Origin of the sequence: Algoriella sp., from assembly GCF_036647415.1 — a bacterium.
Lineage (GTDB): Bacteria > Bacteroidota > Bacteroidia > Flavobacteriales > Weeksellaceae > Empedobacter.
In genome coordinates this window covers 77,613-95,050 of the sequence record NZ_JAVXKG010000003.1, presented here as the reverse complement: position 1 = coordinate 95,050, position 17,438 = coordinate 77,613, and the positions used below count along the sequence as shown (strand labels likewise).

The window sequence follows — 17,438 nt, the reverse complement described above, 5'->3', positions numbered from 1 at the left end:
TTACATTTCCATTAATTTGTACGCTACACCAATACTAAAATACGTATTTGTGATTTTGTAGTTATCATTTATTCCTTCTGGAAAGTAGTTGTTTATGTTAGATAAACCTTTTGTAAAACGAGCGTTGATTTCTAATTCGTCTGTTACTTTATAGCCTGCTCCAAAGTTTAATCCAAAATCAAATGTTTTGAAATTATCTGTGATTTTAACTTTTGTATCTGTTTTTCCTTCTTCAGTTTTTCCTTTTGCAGAAACTAAAAATCCTAATTGAGGTCCAAATTCTACATTCAACCCTTCCATAATTTCATAACGTCCCATCAATGGAATATTAATGTTATGTGTTACAATTTTTGAGTTAGAATTTCCACTATTTTTAATTCCAGCACCTTGTTTAGAATATAAAAGTTCTGGTTGAAAACTAATTTGATCTGTTACTTTGTAATTAGCATAACCACCAACGTAAAAGTCTGTTCTAAATTTTGTTTGATCTCCCATTAATTCACGAGAATCTCCTGATAAAGTAGGGAAGTTAAGGCCTCCTTTTACACCTAAATCAATTTGAGCATTTGCTGCACTTAATCCTCCAAAAAGTGCTATTCCTAAGATTAGTTTTTTCATGTTTTATTTTGTTTTATTACTTTAGCTAACGCTATTTATTATTGCAAAAGTAAAATTTTGTTCATAGTAAACGATTAATAATAAATCAATAATGTATTGGCTGTTACAACTTTTGTGCCCTTTTGTTAAATTTTTGTGAATTACACCGGATTTTATATTATTTTTTCTAAATATTCTAAAATAATTTTTGTTGCATTTGGAGAATTTTGTACAAAATCTCCAGCTTTTTTTCCGCTTTGTTTTCTATAATTTTCATCATTCATTAATTGATTCAAGATTTGATTAAACTCCTCTTGATTAGCAATCGAAAATCCACCACCAACTTCTATCAAATCTACTGCTTCCTGAAATTTCTTGTATTTTGGACCAAAAACAACAGGATTTCCAAATGTTACAGCCTCCAAAGTATTGTGAATTCCTGCACCAAAACCGCCACCAATGTACGTTATATCGGCATAAGAATAGACTTTAGATAAAATACCAATTGTATTTAGAATAAATATTTTCGAGTCGATTAAATCTTGTTTTGATGTTTTTTCTAAATCGGAGAATTTAACTGCTTTTTGATTAATCTTTGATAAAAAAGAATTGATTTCAGATTCATTCAAATTATGAGGCGCAAAAACAATTTTCCAATTATCAGTTAATTTTTGATTGATTAATTCTACAAATAATTCTTCGTCTTTTGGCCAAGAACTTCCAACCACAATTAGTTTAGAATTTTGTTTGAAATCATTCATAAAATCCAAATTATTGTCTTGATGAATGATTTGTTTTACACGATCAAAACGCGTGTCGCCCGCAATTGTATTTTGAGTGATATTTATAGAATCTAACAAATTTTTTGATTTTTGATTCTGAACAAAAAAGTGATTTATTAAACTCAATTTTTTTGCAAACCAATTTTTTCCATTTTTCTTAAAAAAGTTTTGACTTTCTCTAAATATTGATGAAACCACAATTGTCGGAATATTTTTATCATTTAATTCGGTAATTAAATTGAACCAATATTCATATTTAACCAAAATCAAAATTTCTGGATGAAGAACTTTTATCAACTTTTCTGCATTGGATTTTGTGTCCAAAGGCAAATAAAAAATTAAATCTGCACCTTGATAATTTTTTCTGATTTCATAACCCGAAGGTGAGAAAAAAGACACGGCAATTTTATGCGAAGGATATTTTTCGCGTAAAGCCTCAATGACAGGTCTTCCTTGTTCAAATTCACCTAAAGAAGAGCAGTGTACCCATAAAATTTTATCGGTTTTAGAAATTTTGGAAGCAATTTTTTCTTCCCAATTTTTTCTACCGTTAACCCATAGTTTTGCTTTTTCGTTAAAATTCGAAGCTAATTTCAGCGCCGTTCCGTACGCCTTAATTGATATGTTGTAAAATCCTTGCACAATCTTGCAAAGTTAAAAATTTAGAATGAGCTTTTTTTGTACATTTGTTGTAATAAAAACGACTTTTTTTAGTTGGTTGATTTATAGATTCATTAAGATATGAAAAAAATACAAATGGTTGACTTGCAAAGTCAATATCAAAAAATAAAAGGTGATGTAGATGCCGCAATTTTGAATGTTTTGGATTCGGCTGCTTTTATTAATGGTCCAGAAGTAAAACAATTTGAAACAGAATTACAAGATTACTTAAATGTAAAACACGTAATTCCTTGTGGAAATGGAACTGATGCTTTACAAATTGCTTTGATGGCATTAGGATTAGAGCCAGGTGATGAGGTAATTACAGCAGATTTTACATTTGCAGCTACAGTAGAAGTTATTGATTTATTGAATTTAAATTCTATTTTGGTTGATGTAGATTATGATACATTTACGATAGATACAGATAAATTAAAAGCTGCTATTACACCGAAAACTAAAGCAATTATTCCAGTTCATTTATTTGGTCAATGTGCTAATATGGATGAAATTATGGCGATTGCAAAAGAACATAATTTAGTTGTAATAGAAGATACAGCACAAGCAATTGGAGCAGATTATAAAGGTAAAAAAGCTGGTACAATAGGTCATATTGGTTGTACATCTTTCTTCCCTTCTAAAAACTTAGGTTGTTATGGAGATGGTGGAGCAATTTTTACAAATGATGATGATATTGCTCATCGTTTACGTGGTATTGTAAATCACGGAATGTACAAACGTTATTATCATGATGAAGTAGGTGTTAACTCTCGTTTAGATTCTGTTCAAGCAGCAGTTTTACGTCGTAAATTACCTTTATTAAATGATTATAACGCAGCTCGTAACAAAGCAGCAGCTTATTATTCATCAGCTTTCGCGGATATTGATGAGTTATTAACACCAGTAAAAGGTGACGATACAACTCACGTATTTCATCAATATACATTACGTGTTACAAATGGAAAACGTAACGAATTACAAGCTTTCTTAACAGGAAAAGATATTCCTGCGATGATTTATTATCCAGTTCCATTGCGCAAACAAAAAGCGTATGATAACGGACATTATAATGATGCGGATTTTCCTAATACAAACAAATTGGTAGAAGAAGTAATGTCTTTACCAATGCACACAGAATTAGATGATGAGCAATTAGCTTATATCACTTCTGCTGTAAGAGAATTTTTCGGAAAATAATTTTATTCCATTAAATAATTACTAAAAAGCTTCTGATTTGTTTCAGAAGCTTTTTAATTTTCCTAAATTTGGTTTACAATCAAAATACTATTTAAAAAAAGATAATGAATAAAATATTGGTAACTGGTGGTTTAGGCTACATTGGTTCGCATACAGTTGTTGCATTGCAAAATGCAGGTTATGAAGTTGTTATTATTGATGATTTATCAAATACAGAAATTGATGTTTTAGATCGTATTACATCTATTACAGGTATAAAACCAAGTTATTTCGAGATTGACTTAAAAAGTCAAGAAGTGGTTAATGATTTTTTTAAATTCAATAAAATTGACGGAATTATCAATTTCGCAGCACATAAAGCTGTTGGCGAATCGGTAGAAAAACCATTGATGTATTACCGCAATAATTTATTAGGATTAATTAATCTTTTGGATGCGATGAAAGATTTTGATACAGATAATATCATTTTCAGTTCATCTTGTACAGTTTACGGACAAGCAGACAAAATGCCAATTGATGAGGAAACTCCGCTTAAAAAACCTGAATCTCCGTACGGAAAAACAAAAAAAATGGGCGAAGAAATTTTAGAAGATTTTTCTGCAGCATTTGATAAAAATGTAATTTGTTTACGTTATTTCAATCCAGTAGGAGCGCATCCAACAGCTAAAATTGGAGAGTTACCAAAAGGAATTCCAAATAATTTGATTCCTTATGTTACGCAAACTGCGGCTGGTATTAGAGAAAGTTTATCGGTTTGGGGAGATGATTATCCAACACGTGACGGAACGGCGATTAGAGATTATATTGATGTAAATGATTTGGCTGAAGCGCATGTAAAAGCAATTACACGATTGATTGAAAATAAAAATCAAACAAAATTAGAATTCTTTAATCTTGGTACAGGAACAGGTTCTACGGTTTTGGAAGTTGTACATGCTTTTGAAGATGCAAATGATGTAAAGTTGAATTACGAGATAAAAGAACGTCGTGCTGGAGATATTATAGAAGCGTATGCAAATAATGCTTTAGCAGAAAAAGAATTGGGTTGGAAACCTGAAACAAAACTTTCTGAAAGTATGCGTACAGCTTGGGAATGGCAAAAAAGTTTAGAAAAATAAATTTTTTAAGATGTGATTCTGAAATGAATTCAGAATGACTTTTTTGGAGTTTATCATGCAGAACGAAATTCAACATGACATTGGGTATTTGTCATACTGAACTTGTTTCAGGATCTCAAAAATTTTAGTTTCGTAAGAAAAATAATTTCAAAAATAAAAGGCAATCTAAGTTAGAGATTGCCTTTTGTTTTTTTATTATTTTATCTTTTTCAGGATGTATTTATCTTTCAAATTTCCTGTGATTTCTTTTCCTTGTTGATCCAAAACTTTCAATCTATTTTCTTCAACTTTCAATACCAACGGACTAACATTAGAATTTAAATGTAAAACATTTCCAGAAGCATCCCACTTATAAAAACCTTCGTCTTGATACACCGTTTCTTTTCCTAAATATTCTTGCTCAATAAAAAAGTTACCGTCTTTTTTCAACTCAACAATATATTTTATTCCTTCGCAATCGGCACAAGGTAAAGTTCCTTCATATTTACCAGCCCAATCTAACGAATTTTTAGAATTATGGTCTGTAGTGGCAACAATAGCAGGAATAGCTTTGTCTACACTGTTATTTTTTTGTTCTTGTTGAACACCTTTTGATTGACATGAGAATAATATAATTGAGGCAAAAAAGCTTACGAATATAGATTTTTTCATTTGGTTAAATTTTGCGTGATAGACTAAAATATTTAACATCAAATTTCGTTTATAATTTTCTAACTTTCAAACAAAATTTAATAAAATGTTTTACTCTAAAAAAATACAAACTCCTCTTGGAGAAATGCTTGCGATAAAGACAGAAAAAGGACTTTGTATGTTAGAGTTTTTGGATGGAAAATCGACTGAAAAACAAGTAAAAGAGTTAGAGTCTTTAGGCGATATTTTGGAGAAAGAGGACGACTTTTTTGAACAATTAGAAACAGAATTAAATGATTATTTTGAAGGTAATTTGACTCAATTTACGATACCATTTGATTTTATTGGAACAGATTTTCAGAAAAAAGTATGGAACGAATTGATTAAAATTCCTTTTGGAGAAACAAAATCTTACAAAGAACAAGCAATTGCTGTGGGCGATTTGTTGGCAATAAGAGCTGTAGCAAATGCAAATGGGAAAAATAAAATTGCCATTTTGGTGCCTTGTCATCGTGTCATCGGTTCGGATGGTTCGTTAACTGGTTATGCGGGAGGAAAAAAACGCAAACAATTTTTGTTAGAATTAGAATCGAAACAATTGAATCTTTTTTATCAAAAATAATCGTAAATTAGCATTTCAGAAAAGTAACGTATGAGTGTTGAAACATTACCTGACGGGAGAGTGAAAAAACCCGAATGGTTGCGCGTAAAGTTGCCAACAGGAAAAAAACATAAAGAACTAAGAGGTTTAGTTGACAAATATAAATTGAATACCATTTGCCAAAGTGGAAGTTGCCCTAATATGGGCGAATGTTGGGGTGAAGGAACTGCAACATTTATGATTTTGGGAAATGTGTGTACACGTTCGTGTGGTTTTTGTGGTGTAAAAACTGGTCGTCCAGAACAAGTGGATTGGGCAGAACCAGAAAAAGTAGCACGTTCTATAAAATTAATGCAGATAAAACATGCCGTTTTAACGTCTGTTGATCGTGATGATATCAAGGATATGGGATCGATTATTTGGGCAGAAACGATACATGCAGTTCGTCGTATTAGCCCTGGAACAACGATGGAAACATTGATACCAGATTTTCAAGGAATCGAAAAACACATAGATCGTATTATAGAAGCCGCTCCAGAAGTATTGTCGCATAATATGGAAACTGTTCGTCGTTTGACGAGAGAAGTTCGTATACAAGCAAAATATGACCGTAGTTTAGAAGTTTTACGCTATGCAAAAGAAGCAGGTCAACGTCGTACAAAGACAGGAATTATGCTTGGTTTGGGAGAGTTTGAAGATGAGGTTTATGAAACAATTCAGGAAGTTGCAAATGCAAATGTAGACATCATTACAATTGGTCAATATTTACAACCAACGAAGAAACATTTGCCTTTGAAAGAATTTATTACGCCAGAACAATTCAAGAAATACGAAGATTTTGCGCGTGGATTAGGATTTCGTCATGTAGAATCAGGACCATTAGTTCGTTCTTCTTATCATGCAGAAAAACATATTTTATAATCAAATTATTTAATAATATTTTAAAAGAGACACAAGAAATTGTGTCTCTTTTTTGTTATATTTAAATATTAATCAAACTAATATGAAAAAACTAATAACTATTATTGTATTGTTCTCAAGTTTTGCACAAGCACAGTTTTATGAAGTTGAATACGAAATGCAAGTGCAGACACATTACACAGAAAAAGGTTTAAAATTTTTTGAAGAATGGGAAAAGGATCCTAAAGATCGACAAATTATTATTGACATGAATATGAATCCGCCTATAGAAAACTATAAATTCATGTTTAATGAAAACTATAGTTCCTCTAATCATATTGCAAAAGTTAATAATTCGCAAGAAGATCAGCATATTTCTGTGAATAAAACCGCACCTACCTTTGGTAAAAATGCTTTTATAGATTACAAGGAAAATAAATTTTGGTCGCAGATAGATGTATATGGAGATAAGTATTTAGCGTATGATTCTATACACAAAATTAGTTTTGAAGATACAGGAAAAACGAAAGAAATATTAGGAATACAAGTAAAAGAAGCTATTGGGAAAATTGGAAAATATGATTTAATTACTTGGTATGCTCCTTCAATTAATTATAAATTTTCACCTGATATTTTTTACGGTGCAAATGGATTGATTTTAGAATTGCACTATAAGTATAAAATGAGTGATGAAGGAGAAATACTTGTTTCTTGGAAAGCGACTAAGATAAAAGATTTGAATAAATCATTAAAACTAGTAAAACCAAACAAAGGAAAACTTGTAAAGTATACTGATTTAAATAAGATTTACGAAGAAGCAAATAATAAAAGAAATGCTATGTATAATCAGGAGGGCGTTGACAAAAAATAATATGAAAAAACTAATTGTATTAATCATTTTAATTTCAAGTTTTGCAAATGCCCAATTTTATGAAATCGATTTTGAAGTTCAGCCTCAAATACGTCTTACAGCTAAAGCTTATGAAGCTATAAATAATCATTATAAAGATAAAAAAGATCGAGAAAAAGCTATAGAGAGTATAGAAAAAATAGATACGTTATTTTATAAATTTTCTTATAATAATGAGTTAAGTCAATCAGCTATTATAGAGAAAATAGATAATTCGCAAAATTATAATGATGATAGAATACAAATTTCTCCAAAAATAGGTGGAAAATCATATGTAAATTATAAAGAAATGCTTTTTTATACAGAAAAGGATTTTAATGATAAGGCAATTAATGTTTATGATTCTGTATATAAAATAAATTTTGTTGATACGGGAAAAACAAAAACTATTCTGGGAATCGAAACAAAAGAAGCAAAAGGTAAATACAAAGATGTTGATATAATTGCTTGGTATGCACCATCAATTCCTTACAACTATTCTCCAGATATATATTATGGTACAAAAGGTTTGATATTAGAGTTGCATTATATGTATATATTAAATGAAGCGGAAGTTTTGATTTCGTGGATTTCAACTAAGAAAAAAGAATTGAAAAAAGAACCCATTTTTAAAAATAATAAAATATTACAAACAGTTTCTTTATCGGAGTTAACAGAAATGTATAATAAAAATGCTGAAAATTTTAAAGAGATAATGAATCAAGGAGTTGATAAAAAATAAATTAACATGAAAAAACTAATTACACTAATTATTTTAATTTCAAGTTTTGCAAATGCGCAAGTTTATGAAGTATTTATAGAAGCCAAGCATCATACAGAATATACGCCCGAAGCTATAGAAAAATCATATGGACATATAAAAGATCCAGAAGTAAGGAAATGGAATGTTGACCAAAATACGAATCCAAAACCGCTTGAATTTAAAATTTACTCTTCAAAGACAGAGTTAAATACAATAGAACAAGAGAAGATTGACAATCAACAAGGAACGCAAGGTGGAGTGAAAAAATCAGCTCCAGGATTAGCTTTTGGTCTTACTTATTCAGATTTTACAAAAGGAGAAAATTATAGACAAGTTGATGTTTATGGAAAAAACTATATTGTTATAACTCCTTTACAGGAATTGGATTGGAAATTTACAGATGAAACAAAAGAAATTCTTGGTTATAAAGCATACAAAGCAACTTCTAAATACGGAAATGGAAATTTTGATGTTGAGGCTTGGTTTACGAAAGAAATAGATTTTGATTTTATGCCAATAACGGTAAAACCTATTGATGGTTTTGTATTAGAAATGAATATTTTTATAGACATAGAGAATGTTGGAAAGATGAATAATTATATCAAAGTCTTATCATTAAATAAATTAGATAAAAAATATAAATTCAAAATTCCTATTACAGAACCAGGTAAAAAGGATAATATTATAACACCAAAACAATTAGCTGATATTTACGAAGAAGCAAACAAGAAAAGAAATGAAATGTATAATCAGGAGGGCGTTGACAAAAAATAAACTAATACAACTCAAAACTTGCTTAACTTTAAGCAAGTTTTTTTTATAAAATGAATACAAAAGCAACTTTACTTACAATTGGCGACGAAATTTTAATCGGTCAAATTGTTGATACAAATTCGGCGTTTATCGCAAAAGAATTGAATAAAATAGGAATAGATGTAGAAGAAATAATTTCTGTAAAAGATGAACAACAACATATTATAGAGGCTTTTCAGCGAGGAATTAATAAATCGGATATTGTTATCGTAACTGGTGGTTTAGGACCAACTAAAGACGATAAAACGAAGGCAGCTTTGTGTCAATTTTTAGATTGTAAATTAGTTAGAGAGCCTAAAATATTAGAAAATATTGTTCAATTATTTGCTTCAAGAGGTTATGGGAAAGAATTAAATAGTCTGAATCAAGATCAAGCTCTAATTCCAGAAAAATCTACATTTATTCAAAATAAATTCGGAACAGCACCGTGTCTTTGGACAGAAATAGAAGACAAAATTATCATCAATTTACCTGGTGTACCTTTTGAAATGAAAGGTTTGATTCGTGATGAAATTATTCCTCAATTACAAAATCGATATAATTCGGATTTAATCATTCATCGTGATATTTTGGTCAGTGGAATTCCCGAAAGTGATTTGGCAATTTTGCTTGAAGATTGGGAAAATAAGTTACCAAGTTTTATTCATTTAGCTTATTTACCCAACAGAACGTCTATCGATTTACGATTTACAGCGACTGGAAAAGATGAGGTAATTTTAAAAGAAACGATTCAACAAGAAATAGAAAAATTTAAGAATATTGCAGGACAATTTTTAGTTTCAGAAAATTCTGGAAGTGTGCAACAAGTTATAGGTGATATTTTAAGAGAAAAAAGATTGACGATTTCTACAGCCGAAAGTTGTACTGGAGGAATGATAGCTTCTATGCTGACTTCGGTTTCGGGAAGTTCTGCATATTATTTCGGAACAATAGTTTCGTATGATACTTCTGTAAAAATAAATGTGTTAAATGTTGATGAAAAAGCGATTGAAGAATTTACAGTTGTTTCGGAGCAAGTTGCAGAGCAAATGGCAAAAGGTGTAAAAAATGTTTTGAATACCAATATTGCAATTTCTACAACTGGTGTTGCGGGACCAAATAGAGGAGAGGATAAAAATGATGTCGGAACAGTTTGGATTTCTGTAACAAATGGAAATACAATAAGTAATAAAAGGTATTTTTATCCGTTTTTAGATCGAGAAGATTTTATAAAAATTGTTTCTACAAATGCACTGAATGATGCGGTAAAATTTATTCAAGAAAATTATTAAAATTAACACGATGATGAAAAAAATTATTTTGCTAACTTTTTTGGGATTGGTAACAAATATTTATGCTCAACAAACTTTTGGGTTAACAGTTGGAGGACAAACAACAGGTATAACAGATGCAAAAATAGGAGATAATCAGAATCAATATGGGTTTTATGTTGGAGGTTATTACAATTTACCTTTTGATCAAGGATTTAGTTTTCAGCCAGAAATTATGTATTCCTTTCAATCATTTAACAATCTAAATATTACTTATTCGGAGTATTTTGGTGGAATTGAAAATCAAGAGACAACTCAACCACGTTTTGATTTTAAGTACCAAATGCATTTAATCAAATTACCTTTATTACTGAAATATCAACCCAATAAATTATATGTAGAGTTAGGTCCTGAGTTTTCTTATTTGATGTCTGCAAAAGGAAACTATCATGATAAATCGAATGAGATTCCTGCTTTAAATGGAAAGATAGAAAATATTAATCATTTTCAAGCAGCATTAGTAACAGGAGCAGGATACCAATTAAATGAAAAATTAAATGTAGGGCTTCGTCTTTCATGGGGTTTTACAGAGTTTAGTGAATATTCTTATATCAGGAATTTTAATGTAGGAGTTGGAGTCAATTATCGTTTGAATTAGTTCATCTTAAAATAAAATAAGCACTTCAAAAGAAGTGCTTATTTCGTTATTTTCTACGTTTTGGTTTCGAATTCTTAGGTTTTGTAAACTCTTTTTTCGGTTTGAAACCTTTATTATTTTTAGAATTATTATTAAGATCTGGTTTCTTAAAAAACTCTTTTGGCGTTCTAACAACCGTTATATAATTGTTGATTAATTTTTCAATATTTGCCAAATCTCCATTTTCATCAGCAGCACATAAAGAAATTGCTTTTCCTTCTCGACCGGCACGTCCAGTACGTCCAATTCGGTGTACATACGTTTCTGGCACGGTTGGTAATTCATAATTAACAACATAAGGTAATTGATCAATATCAATTCCACGAGCAGCAATATCAGTCGCAATCAATACTTTTATTTTGTCTTCTTTAAAATCATTTAAAGCTTTTTGACGCGCATTCTGAGATTTTTCACCATGAATAGCAGCAGCCATAATTCCAGCCTTTTCTAATTGTCTTACCAAACGATTTGCAACATATTTTGTACGTGTAAAAACTAAGGTACGATCTTCTGGATGATCATTCAAAATACTTACCAAAAGTGGCACTTTCATGTCTTTATCCACATGATAAACAATTTGCTCTACTGTTACAGCAGTCGAAGAAACTGGCGTAACGCTTACTTCTTTTGGACGACGAAGAACTGAATGAGAAAATTTTCGAATCGATTTTGGCATCGTAGCCGAAAAGAACATGGATTGTCTATTTTTTGGAATGATATCTAAAATCTTTTGCACTTCATGTACAAATCCCATATCCAACATACGATCTGCTTCATCTAAAACAAAAATCTCTATTTGATCAATTTTTAAATGTCCTTTTCCAATCAAATCTAATAAACGACCAGGCGTTGCAATTAAGATATCAACACCGTTTTTAATAGCGTCAATTTGTGGATTTTGATTAACACCACCAAAAATTGCCAAATGTTTTAGTGGTAAATATTTACCATATAACTGAAAACTTTCATTGATTTGTATCGCTAATTCACGTGTTGGTGTAAGGATCAAAGTTCTTACTTTATGTCCTTCGCTTGGTGTATTTGTTAAATTCTGAAGAATAGGAATTGCAAAAGACGCTGTTTTTCCTGTTCCTGTTTGTGCGCAACCAATAATATCCGTTCCTTCCAAAACTAGAGGAATAGCTTGCTCTTGAATTTCAGTTGGCTCTGTATAGCCAGCTTCTTCAATTGCTTTTAATATTGGATCGATAATATTTAATTCTGAAAAATTCATGGTGTAAGTTTAAAATCTAAATAGAAAAGCACTTCAAATTGAAGTGCTTTTTATATATGAAATAATTATTCCATTTCTTTTGCGTGACGATCAATTTTTTTCTCTGGCTCAGTTGCATGAATAGAGTTTTGAGTATAATTACGCCATCTGTCTAATAAATCAACCATATCTGCTGGAAGTGGAGATTCAAAAGACATTTTTTCTCCCGTTGTTGGATGTATAAATCCAAGTGTACGTGCATGTAAAGCCTGACGTGGACAAGCTTTGAAACAGTTTTCTATGAATTGTTTGTATTTAGAAAAAGTAGTTCCTTTCAAAATACGCTCACCACCATATCGTTCATCATTAAATAATGGATGACCAATATGTTTGAAATGCGCACGAATTTGATGTGTACGACCAGTTTCTAATTTACATTCTACTAAGGTTACATACGAAAAACGTTCTAAAATACGATAATGTGTAACAGCATGTTTACCTTCGCTTCCGTCTTCAAAAACAGCCATTTGCATGCGGTCTTTTACATGACGACCAATATGTCCGGTAATTGTACCTTGTTCTTGTTCTACAGATCCCCAAACAACAGCGTTGTACAAACGGTCTGTCGTATGAGCAGCAAATTGTAAAGCAAGATGATTCATCGCTTGTTCTGTTTTCGCAATAACCAATAAACCACTTGTGTCTTTATCAATTCTGTGAACCAAACCAGGACGTTCTAATTCTGCTGACATAGAAGGTAAATTATCAAAATGATATTTTAATGCATTTACCAATGTTCCTGTATAATTTCCGTGTCCTGGATGAACAACCATTCCAGGAGCTTTATCAACTACTGCAATTTGATCATCTTCGTAAACAATATTTAATGGAATATTTTCTGCGATTACGTCATTCTCTCTTGGAGGAGTAGATAACATAACTTGTATTAAATCACCAGGTTTTACCTTATAATTAGATTTTATTGGCTCATTATTTACTAAAATATTTCCATTTTCAGCAGCTTGCTGAATTTTATTTCTTGTTGCATTCTCAATCCTAACCATCAAGAACTTATCGATACGTAATGCTGATTGACCTTTGTCAACTGTTATCGAAAAGTGCTCGTATAATTTATTGTCGTCTTCCTCTTGCAAGAAATCTTCTAAATCTTCTGTCATTTATCTCTTTCTATTCAATAATAACTTCTTCCGCAGTTTTTGGTGCTTCAGTCGTTGGTTTTTGCTCTGTTGTTGGAGCTGTTTGTTGTTGCAAATCTTTTATTTGCTCTTCCGCTTTTTGCGTTACAATATCTTTGTATTGTGAACCACTAATTGTGTCTTCACCAAAGTTTTTGTATTGTACGTCCAATTCTTTTAATTGAGCTCTAATTTTTTCTCTCGGCTCTATAGATAACCAAATATCAATCGGTTGACCTTGGTCATACGTATCAGTTGCAAATGGAAACTGATAGACAACTCTTGCATTAATTGTATCAGTAGAACTTCCGATAAATTTAATTTGACCAATTTCAAAGAAATTATCTTTGATTGATTTTTTTGCTTCTGTTAAGGTGAAATTAAGTAAGTTTGGCATTCTTACACCAGATAACATACCACGACCTAAAACTAAGTCTACAGTTGCAAAACGAGGTAATTGTTCACCTGCTTTTACAATTTTACCGTTGTACAAAATTTTAAGAACAGCATCTTTTGCTAAATCTGGTTCATAGATTATTTTACCAATTTTAAGCCCAGAAATTTCTAATTGTGTTAAAGCCAAACGCTTCGATTTACCAATTAAATCTGGTAAATCCACAGGACGATAAGTTCTTGGATTTGATTTGATAAAGATACGTCGACCTTCTTTTACGCGAGATTGCGCTGTCGGATAAAAATCCATAATAGCAAATGGTTTGGTATTTGGATCAAAACGAGAACTGTCTACTTCGTATGTCAAACCAAGTTCTTCTAACTTAGCTGTTGCATCATTAATTTTCATTTTTGATAAATCCGGAACTTCCACAAATTCGTTGTGGTTGGTATACGAATCTAACCAAACGTTAAAAATAAAATGATAAAGCCCGTAAGATAAAGCGATAACGATAGCAACGTTAAGGAAAACTTGTATGATTGATTTTACTCCTTTCATTGAAATGATTAATTGTCGCACAAATATAGTTCAAAAATAATATTTATGATTGATGTCAAAGTTCTATATTTGAATAAATTTAAAATTAAGCATGTTAAGAGTAGCAGTTGTAGCAGGTGGATACTCAGACGAAAGTGTAGTTTCGTTGAAAAGTTGTGAATTGATTTTTGCAAGTTTAAATCCAGAAAAGTACGACAGAACAAGGGTTCGAATCTTGAAAGAAGGTTGGTTTGCCGAAATTGATGGTGAAAAATACCCAATCAGTAAAGGTGATTTTTCTTTTGAGAAAAACGGAGAAAAAATAAATTTTGATGTTGTTTTTAATACCATTCATGGTACGCCAGGAGAAGATGGTTATTTACAAGCTTACTTCGAAATGATTGGTATGCCATACAATGGTTGTCCATTTTATCAATCTGCCCTAACGTTTAATAAGAAAGATTGTATTGCAGTTTTGAGTAAATATGGAATTCCGCATGCAAAATCTGTCTATATTAACAAAGGAGAAAACTATTCTGAAGACGAAATTATCGCAACAGTTGGTTTACCTTGTTTTGTGAAACCAAATAGATCGGGATCTAGTTTAGGAATTTCAAAAGTTCATAAAATAGAAGAATTTGAAGCAGCAATGCAAAAAGCATTTCGTGAAGATACAGAAGTTTTGATTGAATCTTTCTTAGACGGAACAGAAGTTTCTGTAGGAGTTTTAAATTACAAAGGAGAAACAACGGTTTTGGGAATAACAGAAATTGTTTCTCACACCGAGTTTTTTGATTATGATGCAAAATATAATGGTTTATCAGATGAAATAACACCAGCGCGTCTAACACCAGAAGTGGAGCAACGTGTACGTGATATTGCAGAAAAAGCTTATAATTGTATTAATATGTCAGGTTTTTCTCGTTCAGAATATATTATTGTTAATGGAGAGCCACATTTTATAGAAATGAATACTTTGCCAGGTTTTTCACCAGCAAGTATTTTTCCACAGCAAGCTGCAATTGCAGGAATAGCGTTGGAAGATTTGATGGATAGTGAAATAGAATTTGCATTAAATAGACCTTCAGCATGGATAGAATAGCAGTTTTTCCTGGATCTTTTGATCCTATAACTTTAGGACATTTAGATATTATAGAACGTGCAGTTCCTTTGTTTGACAAAATAATTGTAGCAATCGGAACAAACTCTTCTAAACATTATATGTTTTCTGAGGAACAACGTAAAAAATTTATAGAACAATCTGTTGCAAAATTTCCAAACGTAGAAGTTGATGTTTACGAAGGTTTAACAGTAGATTATTGTATAGAAAAAAATGCTCAATTTATTTTAAGAGGTTTGAGAAATCCTGCAGATTTTGAATTTGAGAAAGCAATTGCTCATACAAATCGTGCAATTACTCAAAAAGATATCGAAACAATTTTCTTGTTAACATCCTCAGGAAAAGCTTACATCAGTTCTAGTATAGTACGAGATGTAATGAGAAATGGAGGAAATTATACCATTTTGGTACCTGATGCTGTAAGAATATAATATAGTAATATACGTTTTAAAAATTTCAAAAGAGTAGATAAATTATCTACTCTTTTTTTGTGCTAAAAAAAATGAAAATAGATATATTTACAACAATTAACACAATAAAAATAATATGAAGAAATTAATTTTACTATTAATTGCATTTGTATTTAGTACTCTATCATTTGGACAATTAAAACCAATTCCTAAAAAGGTAGAGGAGGCTAAATTAAAAAGTCGCAATTTCAAATCGTACAAAGTTTTTAGTAACACGATTCAACAAAAAGGTGATCAATTTGCTGAATTCGCAAAAGGAGTTTCACTGTTTAGATTAGAACAAACAGAGCTCAACAAACTTTATGAATCAAAACCAACATCTCTTACATTACAAATTCCTTTTGATGGAAGAACACTCGACCTAGAGTTGGTACAAAATACAGCTTTATTTACAGATAATTTTAAAGCAGTTGATCAGAATAATAAATTGATTAATTATGAACCAGGTTTGTATTACCAAGGAATTATTGGAGGAGATAAAACTTCGGTAGTTGCCATCTCAATTTTTAAAGATCAAGTAATTGGAGTAGCTTCTTCTAAAGCTTTAGGAGATGTTGTAATCGGAAAACTGAAAGATTCGGAAGAATATGTTTCGTATTCATCTTATAATATTGAAGCTAAAAATAATGTTGAATGTGCAGTAGATCAGCTAGAAGAAAATAAAAATTACAAACCAAATTTTGATGCAAAAACATTAAATTCTAATAAGAATGAGATGACAGAAAAATGTGTTCGTGTTTATTATGAAATAGCTTATGCTCCTTACAAGCAAAATGGATTAGATGAAACAAAAACATTAAATTGGTTAACAGCTATTCATAATAATATAGCGACACTTTATACAAATGATTATATTAGAACATCTTTATCTAAAGTAATGATTTGGAAAGAGCAAGATCCTTATACAGGAGATTATAATGCACAATTGAATAAATTTAGAACTACAAGAACAGATTTTGACGGAGATTTTGCACATTTAGTAAACTATCCTTCAACAACGTCTGTTGCTTATTTAAACTCAATGTGTAATAATGATTATCATTATGCATATTCAGGTATTAATATGACTTATGGAAATGTACCAGTATATTCATGGACTATTATGGCTATGACACATGAAATGGGTCACGCATTAGGTTCGCCACATACACATGCATGTGCTTGGAATGGAGATGGAACAGCAATTGATGGTTGTGCACCAACTTATGACCCTAAATTAGCAGAAGGAACTTGTCCTACTGGACCAATACCGTATGCTGATAAAGGAACAATTATGAGTTACTGTCACTTAGTAGGAGGAGTTGGAATTAACTTTTCTAATGGATTTGGAGAGCAGCCAGGTAATTTGATTAGAGCAACTGTAGATGGTAAAATATGTTTAAGTACAGATTGTAGTATGACTTGTCAACAAACAATAAAAAGTGTTGATGGTACATTAGATGGTCAAACAATAACATTTAAATTGAATGACGATTCAGGAACAGTTTGGAAATATAAATTTGAAAAAATAGGAGGAGAACCAGGTATTTGGAAAGTAACTACAGATAAAACATTAGTTTTTTCTAACCTTGAAAAAAATTCTTACTATAAAATTGAAGTTGTAAATATATA

18 protein-coding genes are annotated in these 17,438 nt (G+C 30.9%); 12 read left to right on the top strand and 6 right to left on the bottom strand.

Features of this window, described 5'->3' with window-relative positions; translation table 11 throughout:
• Together RSC72_RS02085 and RSC72_RS02080 are read right to left on the bottom strand one after the other, a co-directional pair.
• On the bottom strand, positions 1-618 hold the full coding sequence (locus tag RSC72_RS02085) for a porin family protein (RefSeq protein ID WP_332544719.1): 618 nt from the start codon (positions 616-618) through the stop codon (positions 1-3).
• A gap of 152 nt (positions 619-770) precedes the next feature.
• The gene (locus RSC72_RS02080; RefSeq protein WP_332544720.1) at positions 771-2,021 is read right to left on the bottom strand and encodes a 3-deoxy-D-manno-octulosonic acid transferase; all 1,251 of its coding nucleotides are present in this window, start codon (positions 2,019-2,021) and stop codon (positions 771-773) included.
• A gap of 99 nt (positions 2,022-2,120) precedes the next feature.
• On the opposite strand from RSC72_RS02080, the gene RSC72_RS02075 reads away from it, so the two are divergent.
• Both RSC72_RS02075 and galE read left to right on the top strand, forming a co-directional pair.
• Complete coding sequence (locus RSC72_RS02075) at positions 2,121-3,236, top strand: DegT/DnrJ/EryC1/StrS family aminotransferase (protein ID WP_332544722.1); 1,116 nt, start codon at positions 2,121-2,123, stop codon at positions 3,234-3,236.
• A gap of 104 nt (positions 3,237-3,340) precedes the next feature.
• Positions 3,341-4,354 (top strand): UDP-glucose 4-epimerase GalE, encoded by a 1,014-nt coding sequence (galE, locus tag RSC72_RS02070; protein WP_332544724.1) that lies wholly within the window; start codon positions 3,341-3,343, stop codon positions 4,352-4,354.
• 195 nt (positions 4,355-4,549) lie between these two features.
• Here the strand turns inward: galE and RSC72_RS02065 are convergent, their stop codons facing one another.
• Entirely contained in the window at positions 4,550-5,005 is a 456-nt protein-coding gene (locus RSC72_RS02065; RefSeq protein WP_332544726.1) for a copper resistance protein NlpE, read from the bottom strand.
• Between the two features lie 85 nt (positions 5,006-5,090).
• On the opposite strand from RSC72_RS02065, the gene RSC72_RS02060 reads away from it, so the two are divergent.
• The 7 genes from RSC72_RS02060 (at position 5,091) to RSC72_RS02030 (ending at position 10,858) form a co-directional block, all read left to right on the top strand.
• Positions 5,091-5,606, top strand: coding sequence for a methylated-DNA--[protein]-cysteine S-methyltransferase (locus tag RSC72_RS02060; RefSeq protein ID WP_332544728.1), 516 nt, complete (start codon positions 5,091-5,093; stop codon positions 5,604-5,606).
• A gap of 30 nt (positions 5,607-5,636) precedes the next feature.
• Positions 5,637-6,506, top strand: coding sequence for a lipoyl synthase (gene lipA, locus RSC72_RS02055; RefSeq protein ID WP_332544730.1), 870 nt, complete (start codon positions 5,637-5,639; stop codon positions 6,504-6,506).
• 82 nt (positions 6,507-6,588) lie between these two features.
• A complete protein-coding gene (locus RSC72_RS02050) occupies positions 6,589-7,356 on the top strand; it encodes a GLPGLI family protein (RefSeq protein ID WP_332544732.1) in 768 nt (255 codons plus the stop codon).
• 1 nt (position 7,357) lies between these two features.
• Positions 7,358-8,116, top strand: a complete 759-nt coding sequence (locus RSC72_RS02045; RefSeq protein WP_332544733.1) for a GLPGLI family protein — start codon at positions 7,358-7,360, stop codon at positions 8,114-8,116.
• Positions 8,117-8,122: 6 nt separating this feature from the next.
• Complete coding sequence (locus RSC72_RS02040) at positions 8,123-8,911, top strand: GLPGLI family protein (protein ID WP_332544734.1); 789 nt, start codon at positions 8,123-8,125, stop codon at positions 8,909-8,911.
• A gap of 50 nt (positions 8,912-8,961) precedes the next feature.
• Positions 8,962-10,221 (top strand): CinA family nicotinamide mononucleotide deamidase-related protein, encoded by a 1,260-nt coding sequence (locus tag RSC72_RS02035; RefSeq protein ID WP_332544735.1) that lies wholly within the window; start codon positions 8,962-8,964, stop codon positions 10,219-10,221.
• A gap of 10 nt (positions 10,222-10,231) precedes the next feature.
• Positions 10,232-10,858, top strand: coding sequence for a porin family protein (locus RSC72_RS02030; RefSeq protein WP_332578397.1), 627 nt, complete (start codon positions 10,232-10,234; stop codon positions 10,856-10,858).
• Positions 10,859-10,904: 46 nt separating this feature from the next.
• Here RSC72_RS02030 and RSC72_RS02025 read toward each other — a convergent pair whose 3' ends face one another.
• From RSC72_RS02025 to RSC72_RS02015, 3 genes are all read right to left on the bottom strand, one after another.
• The gene (locus RSC72_RS02025; protein WP_332544545.1) at positions 10,905-12,131 is read right to left on the bottom strand and encodes a DEAD/DEAH box helicase; all 1,227 of its coding nucleotides are present in this window, start codon (positions 12,129-12,131) and stop codon (positions 10,905-10,907) included.
• A gap of 65 nt (positions 12,132-12,196) precedes the next feature.
• Entirely contained in the window at positions 12,197-13,288 is a 1,092-nt protein-coding gene (locus RSC72_RS02020) for an RluA family pseudouridine synthase (protein ID WP_332544547.1), read from the bottom strand.
• 10 nt (positions 13,289-13,298) lie between these two features.
• A complete protein-coding gene (locus RSC72_RS02015; RefSeq protein ID WP_332566020.1) occupies positions 13,299-14,258 on the bottom strand; it encodes a PASTA domain-containing protein in 960 nt (319 codons plus the stop codon).
• A gap of 91 nt (positions 14,259-14,349) precedes the next feature.
• Here RSC72_RS02015 and RSC72_RS02010 point away from each other — a divergent pair, with 91 nt between their 5' ends.
• The 3 genes from RSC72_RS02010 to RSC72_RS02000 form a co-directional block, all read left to right on the top strand.
• Positions 14,350-15,339, top strand: coding sequence for a D-alanine--D-alanine ligase (locus tag RSC72_RS02010; RefSeq protein WP_332544549.1), 990 nt, complete (start codon positions 14,350-14,352; stop codon positions 15,337-15,339).
• On the top strand, positions 15,327-15,788 hold the full coding sequence (gene coaD / locus RSC72_RS02005) for a pantetheine-phosphate adenylyltransferase (protein ID WP_332544550.1): 462 nt from the start codon (positions 15,327-15,329) through the stop codon (positions 15,786-15,788). Before RSC72_RS02010 ends, coaD begins: the two co-directional genes overlap by 13 nt.
• 115 nt (positions 15,789-15,903) lie before the next feature.
• A partial coding sequence (locus RSC72_RS02000) for a M12 family metallo-peptidase (RefSeq protein ID WP_332578396.1) occupies positions 15,904-17,438 on the top strand: 1,535 nt, incomplete at its 3' end.

Bases quoted from the DNA above. Each gene is read 5' to 3' on its own strand.
- RSC72_RS02015 (WP_332566020.1), bottom strand. From the start codon at position 14,258: ATGAAAGGAGTAAAATCAATCATACAAGTTTTCCTTAACGTTGCTATC.
- RSC72_RS02060 (WP_332544728.1), top strand. From the start codon at position 5,091: ATGTTTTACTCTAAAAAAATACAAACTCCTCTTGGAGAAATGCTTGCG.
- RSC72_RS02020 (WP_332544547.1), bottom strand. From the start codon at position 13,288: ATGACAGAAGATTTAGAAGATTTCTTGCAAGAGGAAGACGACAATAAA.
- RSC72_RS02065 (WP_332544726.1), bottom strand. From the start codon at position 5,005: ATGAAAAAATCTATATTCGTAAGCTTTTTTGCCTCAATTATATTATTC.
- RSC72_RS02025 (WP_332544545.1), bottom strand. From the start codon at position 12,131: ATGAATTTTTCAGAATTAAATATTATCGATCCAATATTAAAAGCAATT.
- RSC72_RS02045 (WP_332544733.1), top strand. From the start codon at position 7,358: ATGAAAAAACTAATTGTATTAATCATTTTAATTTCAAGTTTTGCAAAT.
- RSC72_RS02085 (WP_332544719.1), bottom strand. From the start codon at position 618: ATGAAAAAACTAATCTTAGGAATAGCACTTTTTGGAGGATTAAGTGCA.
- lipA (WP_332544730.1), top strand. From the start codon at position 5,637: ATGAGTGTTGAAACATTACCTGACGGGAGAGTGAAAAAACCCGAATGG.
- RSC72_RS02010 (WP_332544549.1), top strand. From the start codon at position 14,350: ATGTTAAGAGTAGCAGTTGTAGCAGGTGGATACTCAGACGAAAGTGTA.
- RSC72_RS02050 (WP_332544732.1), top strand. From the start codon at position 6,589: ATGAAAAAACTAATAACTATTATTGTATTGTTCTCAAGTTTTGCACAA.
- galE (WP_332544724.1), top strand. From the start codon at position 3,341: ATGAATAAAATATTGGTAACTGGTGGTTTAGGCTACATTGGTTCGCAT.
- RSC72_RS02030 (WP_332578397.1), top strand. From the start codon at position 10,232: ATGATGAAAAAAATTATTTTGCTAACTTTTTTGGGATTGGTAACAAAT.
- RSC72_RS02040 (WP_332544734.1), top strand. From the start codon at position 8,123: ATGAAAAAACTAATTACACTAATTATTTTAATTTCAAGTTTTGCAAAT.
- coaD (WP_332544550.1), top strand. From the start codon at position 15,327: ATGGATAGAATAGCAGTTTTTCCTGGATCTTTTGATCCTATAACTTTA.
- RSC72_RS02035 (WP_332544735.1), top strand. From the start codon at position 8,962: ATGAATACAAAAGCAACTTTACTTACAATTGGCGACGAAATTTTAATC.
- RSC72_RS02075 (WP_332544722.1), top strand. From the start codon at position 2,121: ATGAAAAAAATACAAATGGTTGACTTGCAAAGTCAATATCAAAAAATA.